We start from the raw sequence: 16,399 nt of genomic DNA, 5'->3' as shown, positions 1-16,399 counted from the left end.
ATTATGAAAAAATATAACCTTTATGCATTTGCCTTAGCCGCTTTGCTAATTGGAAGTGCCTGTAACACTGTTTGGGATAACACCGAAGTGCCCGAAGCGGTAAAAGTACAGTTCGCTGAACGGTACCCAACTATAAAACAAGCTGACTGGGACAATGAAAACGGAAACTACGAAGCCGAATTTAAACTAAGCGGTCTTGAACGTACTGCCCTTTTTACACCCGATGGAAAGCTTATAAGTTATACCGAGGAAATTGATCAGCGCCATCTGCCCGATGCTATACTGGAAGCACTGCAAACCGGGTATGCCAACTATAAAATAGACGAAGCCCACCGCGTGCAGCAAAACGGCAGCGCCCGTTACGTAATTGAGCTGGAAGATAACATGCAGGAGCTCGAGCTTCAATTTGAAGCATCTGGTAAAATGATAGAGCAGCAACCTGTATCTACAACATCGCCCCTGGAAGCCTCTCTCCTGCCCACACAGCTTTTAGAGTCCTCTACAGGCACACTTGGCCAACCAACAGCCCGCTGGGAGTTACCCGAAAACCTGCGCGAAGTATCGGGCATAGCCCTGTTACCTAATGGTTTAATTGCCTGCGTGCAGGACGAGGAAGGAGCCATCCATTTATTTGATCCGGAAAAGAAACAAGTAACCGAAAAGATTACTTTTGCCGGACCCGGCGATTATGAAGGAATCGTGTTGGTAGAGAAGGATGCCTATATCTTACGCAGCGACGGTGCCTTGTTTGAAGTACAGGATTTCAGGAATGGCCAACCCAGCGTAAAGGAACACAAAACAGTACTGGCAGCCACCCAAAACACCGAAGGCCTTGCCTACGATGCCAAAAACAACCGCCTGTTGCTGGCCTGTAAAGGTTTCGATACCAGACTTGGCGATAACAAAGGTATCTATACTTTCTTGTTAAGCGATAAAACCATGCAGCCCGAACCGGTAATGCACATAGCCCTGGCGCAGGATGGCCTGACAAGCACCAAAAAGAAGAAGAAAGACAAATACGATGTTTTGCAGCCTTCGTCCTTCGAGATTCACCCAATAACCGGGGAGCTATACTTGCTGGACGCCGTAAATGCGCGCCTGCACATTATTGATGAAGCTGGTAAAATTCTGAAAACAACTCAACTCGACAAAAAATTGCTCCGCCAGCCGGAGGGCATGGCTTTTAGCAGCAAAGGTGAATTATATATCGCCAGCGAGGGCGGCACCAAAGGGAAAGGCGTAATCGTAAAATTTGATCAAGGAATTTAAAGTATAAATAAAGCACAATGCCCGGCTATAGTTTAGAAGCAACTATAGCCGGGCATTTTTTATTGGTCAACTATACAGCTTATACTTTACCTGCTTTCCGGAAAATCAGGTAATCCACCATTCGCCATGCTGTGCCGTCCTTACTCACTTCATAGGTCATTTTAAAGGAATCTGTAGTTAGCTTTTCGTAAATAAAGTGTTGCCATAGTATGCCACCTTTCGGGTTAGGTTGCTGGGTAGTAAGTATAAGTTTGCCATTGGCCCAGCCTTCAGCGTTAAATTTGCGATGCCCGCCATAGTTATCAAATACATAGGCTACATACTCACCAGTCTGCGGGTCATTTCCCCACATAGAAGTAGCTTTATACGTGTTAGGGGTTACATCCACATGTTCCAGTTTTAGCCAGCTGCTATCCAGGGCTACCGTAAATTCAAGATTTGCAGTAATAGGCTTGTCGTTAAAGAATTTGCCCTCACCGGTCCATTTACCAGCAAAGAATTGTAAGAGATCCGCAGATGGTTTTTTTTGAACTGATTGTTGGGCCTGGGTTGAAAGACAAACAAGCAGAAAGGCAAGGATGATAAAAAGGTTTTTCATGGGTTTTATTTTGTAGGGTATAGTTGGTAATCGGAAGCAGTACTGCATATGCAGCATTCAAAGGTAAATAAAAAAGGGCTTAACCGAAGCTAAGCCCTTTCCTGTTATATAACGAAGTAAATTACTTTACTTTATCAACGATGCTCTTGAAAGCCTCTGGGTGGTTCATCGCCAGGTCAGCAAGTACTTTGCGGTTAAGGTCGATGTTAGCCTTTTTAAGGGCGCCCATTAATGCTGAATAAGAAAGACCGTGCTCACGTGCACCGGCGTTGATACGCTGTATCCAAAGTGCGCGGAAATCTCTTTTCTTCTGCTTTCTGTCGCGGTATGCGTAAGTTAAACCTTTTTCAACAGCGTTTTTTGCTACTGTCCAAACGTTCTTACGACGGCCAAAGTAACCTTTGGCCATTTTCATTATTTTCTTTCTTCTGTGTCGTGCTGCAACGACGTTTACCGATCTAGGCATTTCTTTACAGTTTTAGTGGCTGGTGATTATAGTTCAATCTTTAGGTAAGACCAGACACCGGGTTTATACTAATTAATTAACCTTCTAATTCCTGGAATTAGATTTGAAGCATCAGTTTCACGCGGTCCATGTCAGCTGTGCTAACTAGGCCAGAGTGAGTTAAATTACGCTTCTGCTTTGTCGTCTTCTTGGTCAGGATGTGGCTTTTGTAAGCGTGTTTACGCTTTACTTTGCCAGTACCTGTCAAAGAAAAACGCTTCTTTGCACCAGATTTAGTTTTAACTTTTGGCATGTGTATATAATTGATTAAACAAATTACTTTTTAACAGGAGCCGCAACTTTTGGAGCAAGCATCAGGAACATTCTCTTTCCTTCCAGCTTTGGTAATTGCTCCACTTTTGCTACGTCTTCCAGTGCTTGTGCAAATTTAAGCAGCAGTATCTCGCCACGCTCTTTAAACACGATCGTTCTACCCACGAAGTGTACATAAGATTTGATCTTAAATCCACTTTCTAGGAAAGCTTTTGCGTGCTTTAGCTTAAACTCAAAATCGTGATCATCTGTGTTAGGACCGAAACGGATCTCCTTCACAACCACTTTCTGAGCCTTGGCCTTCATCTCACGGGTCTTCTTCTTCTGCTCGTACTTAAATTTCGAGTAATCGATAATACGGCATACCGGTGGGTTAGCAGTCGGCGAAATCTCAACCAGGTCAAGATTTTGCTCATTTGCTATTCTCTGAGCGTCCCGTGTCTGGTACACTCCCTGCTCTACATTGTCTCCAACCAATCTTACCTCGCGGGCAGTTATTTTATCATTGACTTTGTATGGCTCCTCCACCTTACCTCGTGGGATGTAGCGCTTATTTGGCGTAGCTATGGTTTTACCTCCTTAAATCTTTTAAATTCTACAATCAGGGTGCGAATATCGCAATTTATAATTCAAAATGAAAATTCTTTCATTAATTGTTCAGCATTTCAGCTATTTTGCTCTGAAACAGATGGATAAATGCATCAACTGCCATCGAGCCCAGGTCGCCTTCGCCGTGTCTGCGCACCGAAACAGCATTGTCTTCCTGCTCCTTCTCACCTACTATCAGCATGTACGGCACTTTCTTCACTTCCGCATCACGAATCTTACGGCCAATTTTCTCATCGCGGTTATCTACAAAGCCACGAATGTCCATCTCGGCCAGTCGGTCGTACACCTGCTGGGCAAAGTCCTGATACTTCTCCGATATCGGAAGTATAGCAAACTGTTCAGGGCTTAACCACAGCGGGAAATTACCACCACAATGCTCTATCAGTACAGCCACGAAGCGCTCCAATGACCCAAACGGTGCACGGTGAATCATTACCGGGCGATGCTTGGCATTATCAGCACCTATGTATTCGAGCTGGAAGCGTTCTGGTAAGTTATAATCTACCTGAATAGTTCCCAACTGCCACTTGCGGCCTAATGCATCACGCACCATAAAGTCGAGCTTAGGTCCGTAAAACGCAGCCTCGCCCAGTTCGGTTACAGTGCGTAATCCTTTCTCGGCAGCAGCTTCAATAATGGCGCTCTCTGCTTTCTCCCATAGTTCGTCAGAGCCAATGTATTTGGCTTTATTCTCCGGGTCGCGAAGCGAGATCTGGGCAGTATAGTCTTCAAAACCAAGCGCACTGAACACATACAATACCAGGTCAATCACTTTCATGAATTCTTCCTTCACCTGGTCCGGGCGACAGAAAATGTGCGCATCATCCTGCGTAAAGCCACGTACCCTGGTAAGGCCGTGCAGCTCACCGCTTTGCTCGTAACGGTACACAGTACCAAACTCTGCCAGGCGCACTGGTAGCTCCTTATAAGAGCGCGGACGGGTCTTGTATATCTCGCAGTGATGCGGGCAGTTCATTGGCTTCAGGAAGAACTCTTCCCCTTCGTTCGGCGTCCTGATCGGCTGGAAAGAATCTGCGCCATACTTTTCGTAGTGGCCTGAAGTAACGTATAGTTCTTTGCTGCCGATATGTGGTGTAACAACTGGCTGGTAACCGGCTCTTACCTGTGCCTTACGCATGAACTGCTCCAGACGCTCGCGCAGCAACGTACCTTTTGGTAACCAAAGCGGTAAGCCCATCCCTACTTTCTCAGAGAAGGCAAATAACTCCAGTTCTTTACCCAGTTTGCGGTGGTCACGCTTCTTGGCTTCTTCCAGTCGCTCCAGGTATTCAGTCAGTTCCTTTTGCTTCGGGAAAGTAACGCCATAGATACGGGTCAGCTGCTTTTTGCTTTCATCGCCGCGCCAGTAGGCACCGGCCACGTTCATCAGTTTGGCTGCTTTTATAAAACCAGTATTCGGGATGTGCGGACCGCGGCAAAGGTCTGTAAAGTTCCCTTGCTCATAAAAGGTTATACTTCCGTCTTCCAGGTCCTTTATAAGGTCCAACTTATACTCGTCGCCTTTCTCGGTAAAATATGCGGTAGCCTCTGCTTTAGATACTTCACGACGCTTGAACTCGCTTTTATTGCGGGCAAGTTCCAGCATCTTCTGCTCTACTTTGGCAAAATCATCCTGCGAAAAAGTACGATCACCTAAGTCAACATCGTAGTAAAAACCATTCTCCACCGGAGGTCCTATACCAAACTTCACCCCCGGATATAGATCTTCCAGCGCCTCAGCCAGCAAGTGTGCCGACGAGTGCCAGAATGCATTCTTGCCCAGGTCATCGTTCCAGGTGAGCAGTTGCACCGTAGCGTCTTCTGTTATAGGGCGTGTGCTGTCCCAAACAGTATCATTTACTTTGGCGGCTAACACATTGCGCGCCAGACCTTCGCTTATGCTCGATGCAATCTCGTAGCTTGTCACCCCTTTCGGATACTGGCGAACAGAGCCATCTGGTAATGTGATGTTGATCATGTATAGTTTTATTTACTCGTGATGTAATTCTTATTCGTTTATAGTTGCTGTATCAGGTTCAGCACTAGCTGCCGGCATTGGCCTTGTCAGTTTTGCCTTCAGGCGAGCTATACTTTGGTCAGCAAAGGTATAACCCGGCTGCAAAGCATCCAAACGCTGATACTGCTCCAGCGCTTTTATGTTATGCCCGGTACGCTCATAGGCACTTGCCAGCATGGTAATGTACTTAACAGTATGACCATACTCCCGTGCTGCTTTCTCTAAATGGGCAATTGCTCCTGCATTGTCGCCGCGCGCATATAAAAGTTCACCTGCCCTGTAATGCACCAGTTGCAGGCTATCGTTAAATCCAAGAGCCCGGTTATAGCTCCATAGAGCACTGTCACCTTTCTGGGTTTGCTGGTATAGCTGGCCTCTGTAAAACCAGAGCATCGCATCTTTGGGTACCAGCGTCATAGCCTTATCCAGGTGCATTGCAGCTTCGTCGTAGTTTTTCTGGTTTATAAGGGCGCCGGCTAATTCGCGTCGGGCTTCAGCAAAATCAGGAGCTTCTTGTAAAGCCAGCCTGAAATTACGGGTTGCACGCGCCGTATCCCCGATAGCCTCTGCCACACGGCCATTGTAATATAAAGCAAATTCATTACGTGGCGCAAGTTTAAGAGCTTTTGCCGCATAAACCGAAGCTTTCTGAGGTTGCTTTAATTGCAGGTACAGATCGCTCAACAAAACATACACCCCTACATGCTGAAAAGAATTACGCTCGGCCCGCAAAGCTAATGGCAGCGCTTCTTTTACCTTCCCGATGGCACGCAACACCTGTGCTTTCAGGAACAGGTTGCCCATGTCGTTCTTGTTTAACTCTACCGCTTTATTTACATCATCAAGTGCCATTGGCAGCTCTCCTTTACCTAACAGGATTTTGGCTCTGCGAACGTATAAACTGGCATCCTGCCTGTTGCGGCTTATGGCCGTATTCAGGTTAGCTAGCTGCGCTTCCGGGTCATCTGTCACCTTGGCAAGGTTTACCATCTGCTCACCGGTGCCCTGATTCAGGTTACAGCCAGCAAAAGTGGCAAGTATAATTACCAGCAGCGCAGGAACTATCTTTTTCTTCAGGTAAGATGTATGTAAATAAAGCCGATGCATCAGGCCGCTAAATTAGGTAATATTTATGTAATTATTGGTTTAGCAAACTATAGCTAAAAAAGAAAAGCCTGCCACAAGGTGTAGCAGGCTCTGTAACTATAGCTGATGCGCAGTTATTTTTTTGACTGCTGCAACATGATCTTACATCGCCGGGCCAGTTCCAATTCGTCCCGGGTGGTAACATCTAAAGCAATGGCCTGCTCAAGGGTTTTTGTACAGGCTTCCGTTATTTTCATTTCCTTATAAATAGTAGCCAGGTCGTAATAATACTGGATATTATGAGGGTTATACTTTATAGCCGTCTGTAAAGCTGTAGCGGCTTCCTCGTTTGTTGCTTCGCCGCAAACACCGCCAAAAAACATCTTCGATGCGGCAGCTTCTGCAAAATTCAGATTCGCCATTTTAAAGTACCAGCGCCCCAGCAAATGCCAGGCACCAGCATGTTTGTTATTGGCAGCTAGCGCCGCATCCAGAAACGATTTCATCTGGTTAATATTCTCCAGGCGTTGTTTAGGACCAGATACCATAGCCGTAGCACCTAATGCCATCGCCATTGCATAATTGGCTTCTGCATCAGCTGGTTTCAGTTCATAGGCCCGTGTAGCATATTGCTTTGCTTTGGTATAAAAAGCGATCTTGGTTCCTTCATCAGTTATGCGTTCACCTATGCGGCAGTTCAGAAAACTAGCTTTACAGAGGGCTGTATAGTTATCCGGAGCAGCTAGCAGCACCTCCTCATACATAGCAAGCGCTTCGCTATCGCGGTAGTTACCCATCAACTCTTCAGCCTTCTTCAGTAGTTGTTCGGTATTAAGTCCGGAGCCGGCAATGGCACACATAGGTGCACCTGCCAGTCCCAGCACTAATAATAACATCCATACCCGAAATTGTCGCTTCATAAGCTGTTTTGCAGAAAAGTCATGAAACAAGTAGTAGCTGCAATTGGACAAATATTAGAACAGATTTAACTGCTTCTTTTCTTTTATCGCTTTTTTTGCACTATTTTCTTGTATAGTATCTTCTACGTCAGCTGCAGATTCTGGTTGAGTTCCGCTGGCACGAGCCGCTTCCTCAGCTAGTTCTTTCAACTCTGATGGTAAGGTAACCGGCTCCCGTTTGGCAGCAGCTTTCTTGGCTTTCGGCTTATCCTCCTCGTACTCCACCACTTCCTGCTTTGGCACTGTTACATCAAATATCTTGAAGTAGTTGAGCTTGTTACCCATGGCCTTCCAGCCTTTTACATCAATAAATTCGCTTAACAGGATTTTTTCAGATTCCTTGTCGCCACGCAGGCTACGCTTGAATTTAATTTCAGCCAGTGGTTCCGGATGAGTAGATACAGCTTCCAGCCTTGAGTTCTTGCTTTCTGATATGAAGGTGAATTTCTTGCCAACCGTAGAAGTTTCTATCCTGAAACGCTTTACATAATAGGTTTTATTGTCTCCTTCGTAATAAATCGTTGACACCACCAATTCCGGATCGAACTTTTGCAGCACCTTGATCTTCTCAACTGTATAGTGGTTGCTTAGGTCAAACGTTGTCTGCTCGTAAGTACCATCCTCGTAAATCACCAGTATCGTATCGTCCGTATTGAATGACCCAAGGTAACGGCCACGACTTTCCGTATTCAAACGACCGATCACTTCATCATAGAAGATTTCACGGCCTCCCAAGGTAGAATCGCCTAAGCTCTTCTGCACTACTTTCTTGATAGGGTACTTGGTTACAATGTTACCGTTAGAACCCTTGCCTTTGATCATCAGCTCTGCAAAGTCGAAATCGAACTGCTTGTTGCGGGCCGTAGACTGTGGCGCTAACGTTATACTTACCACCTCCGATTCAGAGTTAGGGTTGGCCGTCAGGTAATGTACCTTCGAGCCCTTCTCTCCTTTTGTTAGGTCGTATTCTTTATCACGGGTGATGGATTTCACAGCAAAGCGCTTCGCAAATGAAATGCCGGTCTTGCCATCCACATAGATCATATTGTACACCATGTGCTCGTCGTTCTTATTATAAACGCCAGCCATGATGATATCTTTCCCAACGAAAGTTTTATCAGCAACCTTGGTTACGGTAAACTTGCCGTCCTTACGGAATACGATGATGTCGTCCATATCAGAGCAATCGCACACAAACTCGTCTTTGCGCAGGCTGGTACCTATAAAGCCGTCTTTGGCGTTCATGTATAGTTTCTGATTGGCAATAGCCACTTTCTGTGCCGTAATAACATCAAAGGTCTTCACCTGCGTTTTGCGATCGCGGCCCTGGCCATACTTCTTCAGCAAGCCTTCAAAGTACGCAATCGAGTAACGGATCAGGTTAGCCAGGTTATCATCTACCTCAGCCATCTCCTCTTCAAGCTTGTTGATATACTCATCAGCTTTGAAAGAATCAAACTTGGAAATACGCTTGATACGGATCTCTGTCAGGCGAACTATATCGTCCTGCGTTACCTCGCGGCGCAGCAATTTCTTAAACGGATCAAGTCCCTTATCAATCGCTTCCAGCACCGCTTCCCAGGTTTCGCACTCTTCGATGTCGCGGTAAATGCGGTTCTCGATAAAGATCTTCTCCAGAGACGAATAATGCCACTTATCTTCCAGTTCGCCTTTACGTATTTCGAGTTCTCGCTTCAGCAGATCCACTGTTTTGAAAGTAGAAATACGCAACAACTCATCCACGCTCAGGAAGTGCGGCTTATCATCGATAATCACACAGGTGTTCGGAGAAATAGACACTTCGCAATCCGTGAAAGCGTAAAGCGCATCCATCGTTAAATCAGGAGAAACACCTGGCGGCAACTGAACCTGTATCTCTACATTGGCAGCCGTATTGTCGATCACCTTCTTGATCTTGATCTTGTTGTTCTCGCTCGCTTTCACGATCGATTCCATCAGGCCAGTAGTAGTTACACCATAAGGCACATCGCGAATGATGAGCATAGTCTTGTCTACCTTTTCAATGGTAGCGCGCACACGTATCTTGCCGCCGCGCATACCGTTGTTATAGTTGGTAACATCTACCATACCGCCATTCGGGAAATCCGGTAGCAAGGTAGTACTACGGCCTTTAAGCACATCTATAGAACCCTTGATCAGTTCCTTAAAGTTGTGCGGCATGATCTTGGTAGACAAACCTACGGCAATACCTTCCACGCCCTGGGCAAGTAGCAATGGGAATTTAACCGGCAATGTTACCGGCTCGTTTTTACGACCATCGTAACTCAGCTGCCAAAGTGTTGTCTGCGGGTTAAATACCACATCCAACGCAAACTTAGATAAGCGTGCCTCAATATAACGTGGCGCCGCCGCACTGTCGCCGGTACGTACATCACCCCAGTTACCTTGTGTTTCAATCAACAGGTCTTTCTGACCCAGGTTCACCATCGCATCGCCGATAGACGCATCGCCATGCGGGTGGTACTGCATGGTCTGACCAATAACGTTAGCCACCTTGTTAAAGCGACCATCGTCCATCTCCTTCATGGCGTGCAGGATACGGCGCTGCACGGGCTTTAAGCCGTCTTCAATAGCTGGTACCGCACGCTCCAGAATTACATAAGAAGCATAGTCTAAGAACCAGTTTTCGTATAATCCGGAGACAGGGGTAACATTATGGATGACTTCTTCTTCGCCATCAGTAAAAGTTACTTCCAACTCCTCTTCTTCGTGGTTGTGCAATTCTTCGTTTATATCGTCGTTATGCATAAATCTCTTCAACTATATCTTTCTCTATCTTCAAATTCTCGATGATGAACTGCTGACGTTCCGGCGTGTTCTTGCCCATGTAGTAGTTCAACATTTTCTGGATCGTGGTATCCTTCTGCAGGATCACCGGCTTCAGCTTAATATTGTCGCCGATAAACTTTCCAAACTCATCCGGTGAGATCTCTCCAAGTCCTTTAAATCGGGTAATCTCAGGACGCTTGCCTAATTTCTGAATGGCTTCCTGCTTTTCGGTTTCGTTGTAGCAGTAAATGGTTTCTTTCTTGTTGCGCACACGGAAAAGCGGTGTCTCTAATATAAACACGTGGCCGTTACGCACCAGGTCAGGGAAGAACTGCAGGAAGAAGGTCAACAACAGCAATCGAATGTGCATACCGTCTACGTCGGCATCGGTCGCAATCACCACACGGTTGTAACGCAGGCCATCCAACCCTTCTTCAATGTTCAGGGCGTGCTGCAGCAGGTTCAGTTCCTCGTTTTCGTAAACGATCTTCTTCTTCATGCCATAGCAGTTCAGGGGCTTACCTCTTAAACTGAATACCGCTTCGGTATCTACATTTCTGGACTTGGTGATAGAACCACTTGCAGAGTCACCCTCTGTTATAAAGAGTGTAGACAGCAGAGAATTCTCGTGCTTATCTTCGTTGAAGTGCAGGCGGCAGTCGCGCAGTTTACGGTTGTGCAGGTTTGCTTTTTTAGCGCGCTGGTTTGCCAGTTTTTTAACACCGGCCATGTCCTTACGCTCGCGCTCACTCTGCTCAATTCGCTTCTTCAGCGCTTCGGCAGTTGTTGGGTTCTTGTGCAGGTAGTTATCCAGCGCCTCTTTTACAAAGTCGTTGATATACGCACGCACCGCAGGACCATCAGGCCCCATTTCAATAGAGCCAAGCTTTGTTTTGGTCTGCGATTCGAATACCGGCTCCTGCACACGCAGTGAGATAGCACCTATAATTGAGCCACGGATATCGGCAGCGTCATAGTCTTTCTTAAAGAAATCGCGCACTGTTTTAACCACTGCCTCCCGGAAAGCTGCCAGGTGCGTACCACCCATGGTGGTGTACTGACCGTTCACGAAACTATAGTATTCCTCGCCGTAGTCGTTTCCGTGCGTCAATGCCAATTCAATATCCGGCCCTTTCAGGTGGATGATCGGGTAACGCATGCTTTCTTCGTCGGCTTTGTTACGCAGCAGATCCAGAAGGCCATTCTCTGAGTAAAACTTTTTACCGTTGAAGTTTATAGTTAGGCCAGCGTTCAGGTAAACATAGTTCCATATCTGGTTCTCCAGGTACTCCAGGTTAAACTGATAGTTCTTGAAGATGGTATCGTCCGGGGTAAAAATGGTAAGGGTACCATTTCGTTGCGACGAGTCCTGTATTTCTACATCTTCTGTTAAAACACCACGCTCAAACTCGGCTGCTTTAACCTTTCCATCGCGCACAGATTGGATACGGAAGTAGCTGGAGAGGGCATTCACCGCCTTTGTACCAACCCCGTTCAGACCAACTGATTTCTGGAAAGCTTTGCTGTCGTATTTACCACCTGTGTTGATCTTGCTCACGCAATCTATAACCTTACCCAGCGGAATACCACGGCCATAGTCGCGCACCTGTACCTTGTGGTCTGATATCTTAATGTCGATCGTCTTACCATAACCCATCACGTGTTCGTCGATGGAGTTATCGATTACCTCTTTCACCAAAATATAAATACCGTCATCGGCCGAAGAACCGTCTCCCAGCTTGCCGATGTACATACCAGGACGTAACCTGATGTGCTCGCGCGGCTCCAGCGAGCGAATGCTGTCTTCGTTATAATTATGCTCTAACTCTGCCATTCTGTAAGCGTAAGTGTAGTTGATTTGATGGAATTACCCGGAAATATAGGAAATAATAAGAGACAAGATGCAATATTAGTTCCAGCAACCTGCCCAGCTACAAAGTAACAAAAAATATTTACTAATTATTTTAGTTTTTATTTCTTATTACAAGTAGCTACTGCTTATCCTATAGTATATACAACTATAAAATCAAGCATACAGTTCACTTATTAAATAAAAAAGAGCCATAGCACAAAGCTAAATTTTTTAGCATTTTTATATAGATAAATTTGTATATTAGTAGCCGAAGTGCAGCCATCATTTAAACCCTAACAAGCCCCGGACAGCTATATGTTCTCGTAAATGGAAATAAAACTACCTGCATACTTTAAGTATACTGTAATTATACTTGGTATCCTGCTGCTAATCTGGCTCATGCAAATGTTTAAATCAGTGCTGGTGCCACTCTCGTTTGCCATGTTGTTTGCCCTGCTCCTGTTGCCTGTTATCCGGGACATGGAAACAAAACTGAAGTTGCCCAGACCTCTGGCTATACTTATCAGCATTGTCCTTATAATTCTGGTGCTTGGTATGGTTATCTGGTTTTTGTCGATACAGCTGCTCAGCCTGACTTCTGAGCTGGATACCATTGGCAGCAATATCGGTGACCTGGTAGATAAGGTACAGCAATTTCTTTATCGTAAATTTGGTATCATGCCATCGGGCAAAAGCGAACTGGTGCGTAACGCCGTGGGTGGATTACAGGATATTGCCACCACTTTTCTGGGCAACACCATCTCTGTGACTACTGGTGCAATAGCCGCCTTTACACTTGTGCCGATCTTTGTATTCTGTTTGCTGTATTACCGCGACCACCTGCAGCAGTTTATGTTCCAGTTTGTGGCCAAAGACCGCCGCAGCAGCATGATGCAGACCGTAGAAAACATACAGAGCGTAGTGCAAAGCTATATTTCAGGACTGATGATCGTGATCGTGATCGTGTCGTTGCTGAACGCTGCAGGTCTGCTGTTACTAGGCGTAAAGTATGCTATCTTCTTCGGCATCTTTGCTTCTATCCTTACCATAATCCCTTACATAGGCATACTGATAGGTGCATTGCTGCCTGCTTTGTTTACGCTGGCAACTACCGGCCACCTGATTGATGCGGTGCTGGTTGTTGGTGTATTTATGTTTGTGCAGTTTCTGGAAGGTAACTTTATAACGCCGCTTATAGTTGGCTCTAAAGTAAGCCTGAACCCCTTTGCAGCTATAGTTGCGTTGCTGGTGGGTGGCGAGATCTGGGGGGCAGCCGGCATGATTTTGTCCATCCCGTTTATAGCCATGCTGAAAGTAATTTTCGATAGCTATGAACCACTTAAGCCGATCGGTTTTCTGTTGGCTGATATTGATGAGATTGCACTAAAAAGGCATGGGAAAGTAACCAGCTGGTTCCAGGAAATATGGAATGGATTGGGGCGCGGAAAAAAGAATAAGGATAACGGAAAAGAGAACCTATAAAGCAATTTGCTAAAAGTTTGTGCTAAAATAATTGCAGTCCTGATAGTTATACTACCATTTTGAAACGGTTTACTAAAAATATTGGTTTAGGAATAGAGCCGCAGGCACCTGCTGATGCGGCCAACGAAACAGACCTAAATCCGAGCCATTTGTACGCTATCATTGATATTGAGACTACAGGCGGGCAGCCTGCTCAGGACAGAATAACGGAGATCGCCATTTTTATTCACGACGGGCAGAAGATCGTGGACAAGTATAACACACTGATTAACCCGCAGCGTCCTATCCCCTATTTTATAACACAACTAACCGGCATTTCGGACGAGATGGTGCAGGATGCACCCAAATTTTACGAAGTAGCTAAGGATATTGTGGAGTTTACAGAGGGTAAAATATTTGTAGCCCACAACGTGCGTTTCGATTATTCTTTTATCAAAAAAGAGTTTGCGGACCTGGGCTATACCTTCCAGCGCAAAACACTTTGTACGGTGCGTTTAAGCCGCTCCTTAATTCCTGGCCTGCCGTCTTATAGTTTGGGTAAGCTTTGCAAAAGTATAGACATCCCGTTAAATCAACGTCACCGAGCCATCGGCGATGCCGAAGCAACGGCCGTTCTTTTTGACAAGCTGATAAAAATCAATCGTCCGGTGGTGGATGGGAACATGCACATGGCTGCCGAAACCACCTCGCAGATGCTGAAGCAGGAGATCAAGACTTCGTTGCTGCCACCTAACATCAGCAAAGAGCAGGTCGATAATCTGCCTATGGTACCAGGCGTGTATTACTTCCATAACGAGGCCGGTGAGGTGATCTATGTCGGTAAGAGTATCAACATTAAAAAGCGCATCATCCAGCACTTTAACATCGACTATAAGAGCCGTAAATCGCTGGACTTTAAAAACAATATTGCCGACATTACTTACGAGCTGATGGGCAATGAACTGGTGGCCTTGTTGTATGAATCGGCGGAGATAAAGCGCATGAAACCGTTCTATAACCGGCAGCAGCGACGCAGTGTGTTTAATACCGGTATTTTTGTGTACGAAGACGAAAAAGGCTACAAACGTCTCACCTATGGCAGTATAAACAAGGCAGATAATGCTAATATGACGCCCCTTATCGCGCTATCGAACCATTATAAAGCCAAGGGGTTCTTGTACCACAAGGTCAGCAATTTTAATTTGTGCCAGAAACTATGCGACCTGTATAAAACCTCCGGCGCTTGTTTCGATTACCAGGTACACCAGTGTAACGGCGCTTGTATAGGCAAAGAAAAACCCGAAACCTATAACATCCGCGTAAACGCCGCTATTGATTCCATCACATATGAGCATAACAGCTTTGTGATTATTAGTAAAGGTCGTGAGCCAGGTGAGAAAACTATAGTTGTAGTAGAGCATGGCACCTACCTGGGCTTCGGGTTTGTAGATGAGACGTTTTCGGCCAGCACTTTGGATGATTTTAAAGGCGCCATTACCCGCTACAACGATAACAAGGATGTGCAGCAGATCATCCGAAACCACATGCGCAGCAAACACAAGGATAAAGTTATAGTGTTTGATTAGACAGAGAGTTAGAAAGTTAGAAAAGTATAAGTTAGAAAGTTAGAAATTTATATCTCTTAACTTTCCAATCTAGTACCAACAGAGCCCGCCGTTAAGTATAGCGGTGGGCTCTGTTCATAAAACCTAAATCCATTTTCTAACTTCCAAACTTTCTAACTTTTTAACTTCTAAACTTTCTAACTCTTTTGTTTCTTCCCGATTTATTCCTTAATCTCGTTCACTAATTGACCCAACCACAAGATTAACATTAAAAATACTTTAAACTACATGGAAAAAAGATTCAGACCAGGCGTATTGTTCGGAGATGAAGTGAGCGAGCTGTTCCGCTATGCAAACGAAAATAAGTTTGCCATACCAGCCGTAAACGTAATTGGTACCAACTCTGTAAATGCCGTTCTGGAAACAGCCAAAGCTGTAAATTCCCCAGTTATCATTCAGTTTTCGCATGGTGGTGCACAGTTTTTTGGCGGTAAAGGTTTAGATAATGAGAACCAGAAAGCAGCAATCGCAGGTGCAGTTTCAGGAGCACAGCACGTACACCTGATGGCCGAAGCTTACGGTGTGCCGGTAATATTGCACACCGACCATGCCGCTAAAAAATTGCTTCCTTGGATTGATGGCTTGCTGGATGCCGGCGAGAAATTTTATGCCCAAAACGGAAAGCCACTCTATAGTTCACACATGCTGGACCTGTCGGAGGAAGAAATTAAGGAAAATATTGAGACCTGTGCCAGCTACCTGAAACGCATGAACAAACTGGGCATGACCGTAGAAATTGAGTTGGGCGTAACAGGCGGCGAAGAAGACGGCGTAGACAACACAGGCGTAGACAGCTCTCGTTTATACACCCAGCCGGAAGAAGTAGCCTTTGCCTACGAAGAACTGAAAAAAGTGAGTGACCGATTTACTATTGCAGCTGCCTTTGGCAACGTGCATGGTGTGTATAAGCCAGGTAATGTAGAGCTTCGCCCCGAGATCCTGAAAAACTCGCAGGACCACATCCAGCAGAAGTATGGCACGGGCGCTAACCCGGTTAACTTCGTATTCCATGGTGGCTCCGGTTCTGAGAAAGCTAAAATTACAGAGGCTATAAACTATGGCGCTATCAAAATGAACATTGATACGGATATGCAGTGGGCGTTCTGGGATGGCGTGAAAAACTACTACGAAGCAAAGAAGGATTACCTGCAAGGTCAGTTGGGTAACCCGGAAGGTGCAGACTCTCCGAACAAAAAATACTACGACCCAAGAGTTTGGTTGCGCAAAGGCGAAGAGAACTTTATTGCTCGTTTAAAAGAGGCATTTGAAGACCTGAACTGCATGAACCGCAACGCATAACTATAGTAATCAATAAACGAAAAGGGTGAATTTTATAGTTCACCCTTTTTTGTTTG

General features: G+C 45.6%; 13 protein-coding genes. 4 read left to right on the top strand and 9 right to left on the bottom strand.

The window, feature by feature from the left end; translation table 11 throughout:
• The first annotated feature begins 3 nt into the window (after positions 1 to 3).
• Positions 4 to 1,269, top strand: coding sequence for an SdiA-regulated domain-containing protein (locus tag GWO68_RS00150; RefSeq protein WP_162344377.1), 1,266 nt, complete (start codon positions 4 to 6; stop codon positions 1,267 to 1,269).
• A 79-nt stretch (positions 1,270 to 1,348) separates the two neighbouring features.
• Here the strand turns inward: GWO68_RS00150 and GWO68_RS00145 are convergent, their stop codons facing one another.
• The 9 genes from GWO68_RS00145 to GWO68_RS00105 all read right to left on the bottom strand — a co-directional run bounded on the left by GWO68_RS00145 (position 1,349) and on the right by GWO68_RS00105 (position 11,940).
• A complete protein-coding gene (locus tag GWO68_RS00145; RefSeq protein ID WP_162344376.1) occupies positions 1,349 to 1,867 on the bottom strand; it encodes a DUF1579 family protein in 519 nt (172 codons plus the stop codon).
• A gap of 121 nt (positions 1,868 to 1,988) precedes the next feature.
• Complete coding sequence (gene rplT / locus GWO68_RS00140) at positions 1,989 to 2,333, bottom strand: 50S ribosomal protein L20 (RefSeq protein ID WP_162344375.1); 345 nt, start codon at positions 2,331 to 2,333, stop codon at positions 1,989 to 1,991.
• Positions 2,334 to 2,430: 97 nt separating this feature from the next.
• Complete coding sequence (rpmI, locus tag GWO68_RS00135) at positions 2,431 to 2,625, bottom strand: 50S ribosomal protein L35 (RefSeq protein ID WP_162344374.1); 195 nt, start codon at positions 2,623 to 2,625, stop codon at positions 2,431 to 2,433.
• Positions 2,626 to 2,648: 23 nt separating this feature from the next.
• On the bottom strand, positions 2,649 to 3,173 hold the full coding sequence (infC, locus tag GWO68_RS00130) for a translation initiation factor IF-3 (RefSeq protein ID WP_162344373.1): 525 nt from the start codon (positions 3,171 to 3,173) through the stop codon (positions 2,649 to 2,651).
• A gap of 121 nt (positions 3,174 to 3,294) precedes the next feature.
• Positions 3,295 to 5,232 carry a threonine--tRNA ligase gene (gene thrS, locus GWO68_RS00125; RefSeq protein WP_162344372.1) on the bottom strand — a complete coding sequence of 646 codons (1,938 nt, stop codon included), beginning with the start codon at positions 5,230 to 5,232 and terminating at the stop codon, positions 3,295 to 3,297.
• A gap of 30 nt (positions 5,233 to 5,262) precedes the next feature.
• Positions 5,263 to 6,378, bottom strand: coding sequence for a tetratricopeptide repeat protein (locus tag GWO68_RS00120; protein WP_162344371.1), 1,116 nt, complete (start codon positions 6,376 to 6,378; stop codon positions 5,263 to 5,265).
• Between the two features lie 113 nt (positions 6,379 to 6,491).
• Complete coding sequence (locus GWO68_RS00115; RefSeq protein WP_235941879.1) at positions 6,492 to 7,277, bottom strand: tetratricopeptide repeat protein; 786 nt, start codon at positions 7,275 to 7,277, stop codon at positions 6,492 to 6,494.
• A 54-nt stretch (positions 7,278 to 7,331) separates the two neighbouring features.
• A complete protein-coding gene (locus tag GWO68_RS00110; protein WP_162344370.1) occupies positions 7,332 to 10,085 on the bottom strand; it encodes a DNA gyrase/topoisomerase IV subunit A in 2,754 nt (917 codons plus the stop codon).
• Complete coding sequence (locus GWO68_RS00105; protein ID WP_162344369.1) at positions 10,078 to 11,940, bottom strand: DNA topoisomerase IV subunit B; 1,863 nt, start codon at positions 11,938 to 11,940, stop codon at positions 10,078 to 10,080. The genes GWO68_RS00110 and GWO68_RS00105 overlap by 8 nt, the downstream gene beginning before the upstream one ends.
• Before the next feature lie 345 nt (positions 11,941 to 12,285).
• Here GWO68_RS00105 and GWO68_RS00100 point away from each other — a divergent pair, with 345 nt between their 5' ends.
• The 3 genes from GWO68_RS00100 (at position 12,286) to fbaA (ending at position 16,343) form a co-directional block, all read left to right on the top strand.
• A complete protein-coding gene (locus tag GWO68_RS00100) occupies positions 12,286 to 13,440 on the top strand; it encodes an AI-2E family transporter (protein WP_162344368.1) in 1,155 nt (384 codons plus the stop codon).
• 59 nt (positions 13,441 to 13,499) lie between these two features.
• The gene (locus tag GWO68_RS00095; RefSeq protein ID WP_235941878.1) at positions 13,500 to 15,005 is read left to right on the top strand and encodes an exonuclease domain-containing protein; all 1,506 of its coding nucleotides are present in this window, start codon (positions 13,500 to 13,502) and stop codon (positions 15,003 to 15,005) included.
• A gap of 267 nt (positions 15,006 to 15,272) precedes the next feature.
• The gene (fbaA, locus tag GWO68_RS00090; RefSeq protein ID WP_162344367.1) at positions 15,273 to 16,343 is read left to right on the top strand and encodes a class II fructose-bisphosphate aldolase; all 1,071 of its coding nucleotides are present in this window, start codon (positions 15,273 to 15,275) and stop codon (positions 16,341 to 16,343) included.
• Positions 16,344 to 16,399: the final 56 nt, after the last annotated feature.

It is taken from the genome of Pontibacter fetidus, from assembly GCF_010119545.1.
GTDB classification, from domain to species: Bacteria; Bacteroidota; Bacteroidia; order Cytophagales; family Hymenobacteraceae; genus Pontibacter; species Pontibacter fetidus.
Note: the sequence above shows the minus strand (reverse complement) of the source record. Positions and strands in the feature narration are given on the sequence as shown.

Excerpts from the sequence above, each read along its gene's own strand:
- GWO68_RS00150 (WP_162344377.1), top strand. The coding sequence starts at position 4 with ATGAAAAAATATAACCTTTATGCATTTGCCTTAGCCGCTTTGCTAATT.
- GWO68_RS00145 (WP_162344376.1), bottom strand. The coding sequence starts at position 1,867 with ATGAAAAACCTTTTTATCATCCTTGCCTTTCTGCTTGTTTGTCTTTCA.
- rplT (WP_162344375.1), bottom strand. The coding sequence starts at position 2,333 with ATGCCTAGATCGGTAAACGTCGTTGCAGCACGACACAGAAGAAAGAAA.
- rpmI (WP_162344374.1), bottom strand. The coding sequence starts at position 2,625 with ATGCCAAAAGTTAAAACTAAATCTGGTGCAAAGAAGCGTTTTTCTTTG.
- thrS (WP_162344372.1), bottom strand. The coding sequence starts at position 5,232 with ATGATCAACATCACATTACCAGATGGCTCTGTTCGCCAGTATCCGAAA.
- GWO68_RS00120 (WP_162344371.1), bottom strand. The coding sequence starts at position 6,378 with ATGCATCGGCTTTATTTACATACATCTTACCTGAAGAAAAAGATAGTT.
- GWO68_RS00115 (WP_235941879.1), bottom strand. The coding sequence starts at position 7,277 with ATGAAGCGACAATTTCGGGTATGGATGTTATTATTAGTGCTGGGACTG.
- GWO68_RS00110 (WP_162344370.1), bottom strand. The coding sequence starts at position 10,085 with ATGCATAACGACGATATAAACGAAGAATTGCACAACCACGAAGAAGAG.
- GWO68_RS00105 (WP_162344369.1), bottom strand. The coding sequence starts at position 11,940 with ATGGCAGAGTTAGAGCATAATTATAACGAAGACAGCATTCGCTCGCTG.
- GWO68_RS00100 (WP_162344368.1), top strand. The coding sequence starts at position 12,286 with ATGGAAATAAAACTACCTGCATACTTTAAGTATACTGTAATTATACTT.
- fbaA (WP_162344367.1), top strand. The coding sequence starts at position 15,273 with ATGGAAAAAAGATTCAGACCAGGCGTATTGTTCGGAGATGAAGTGAGC.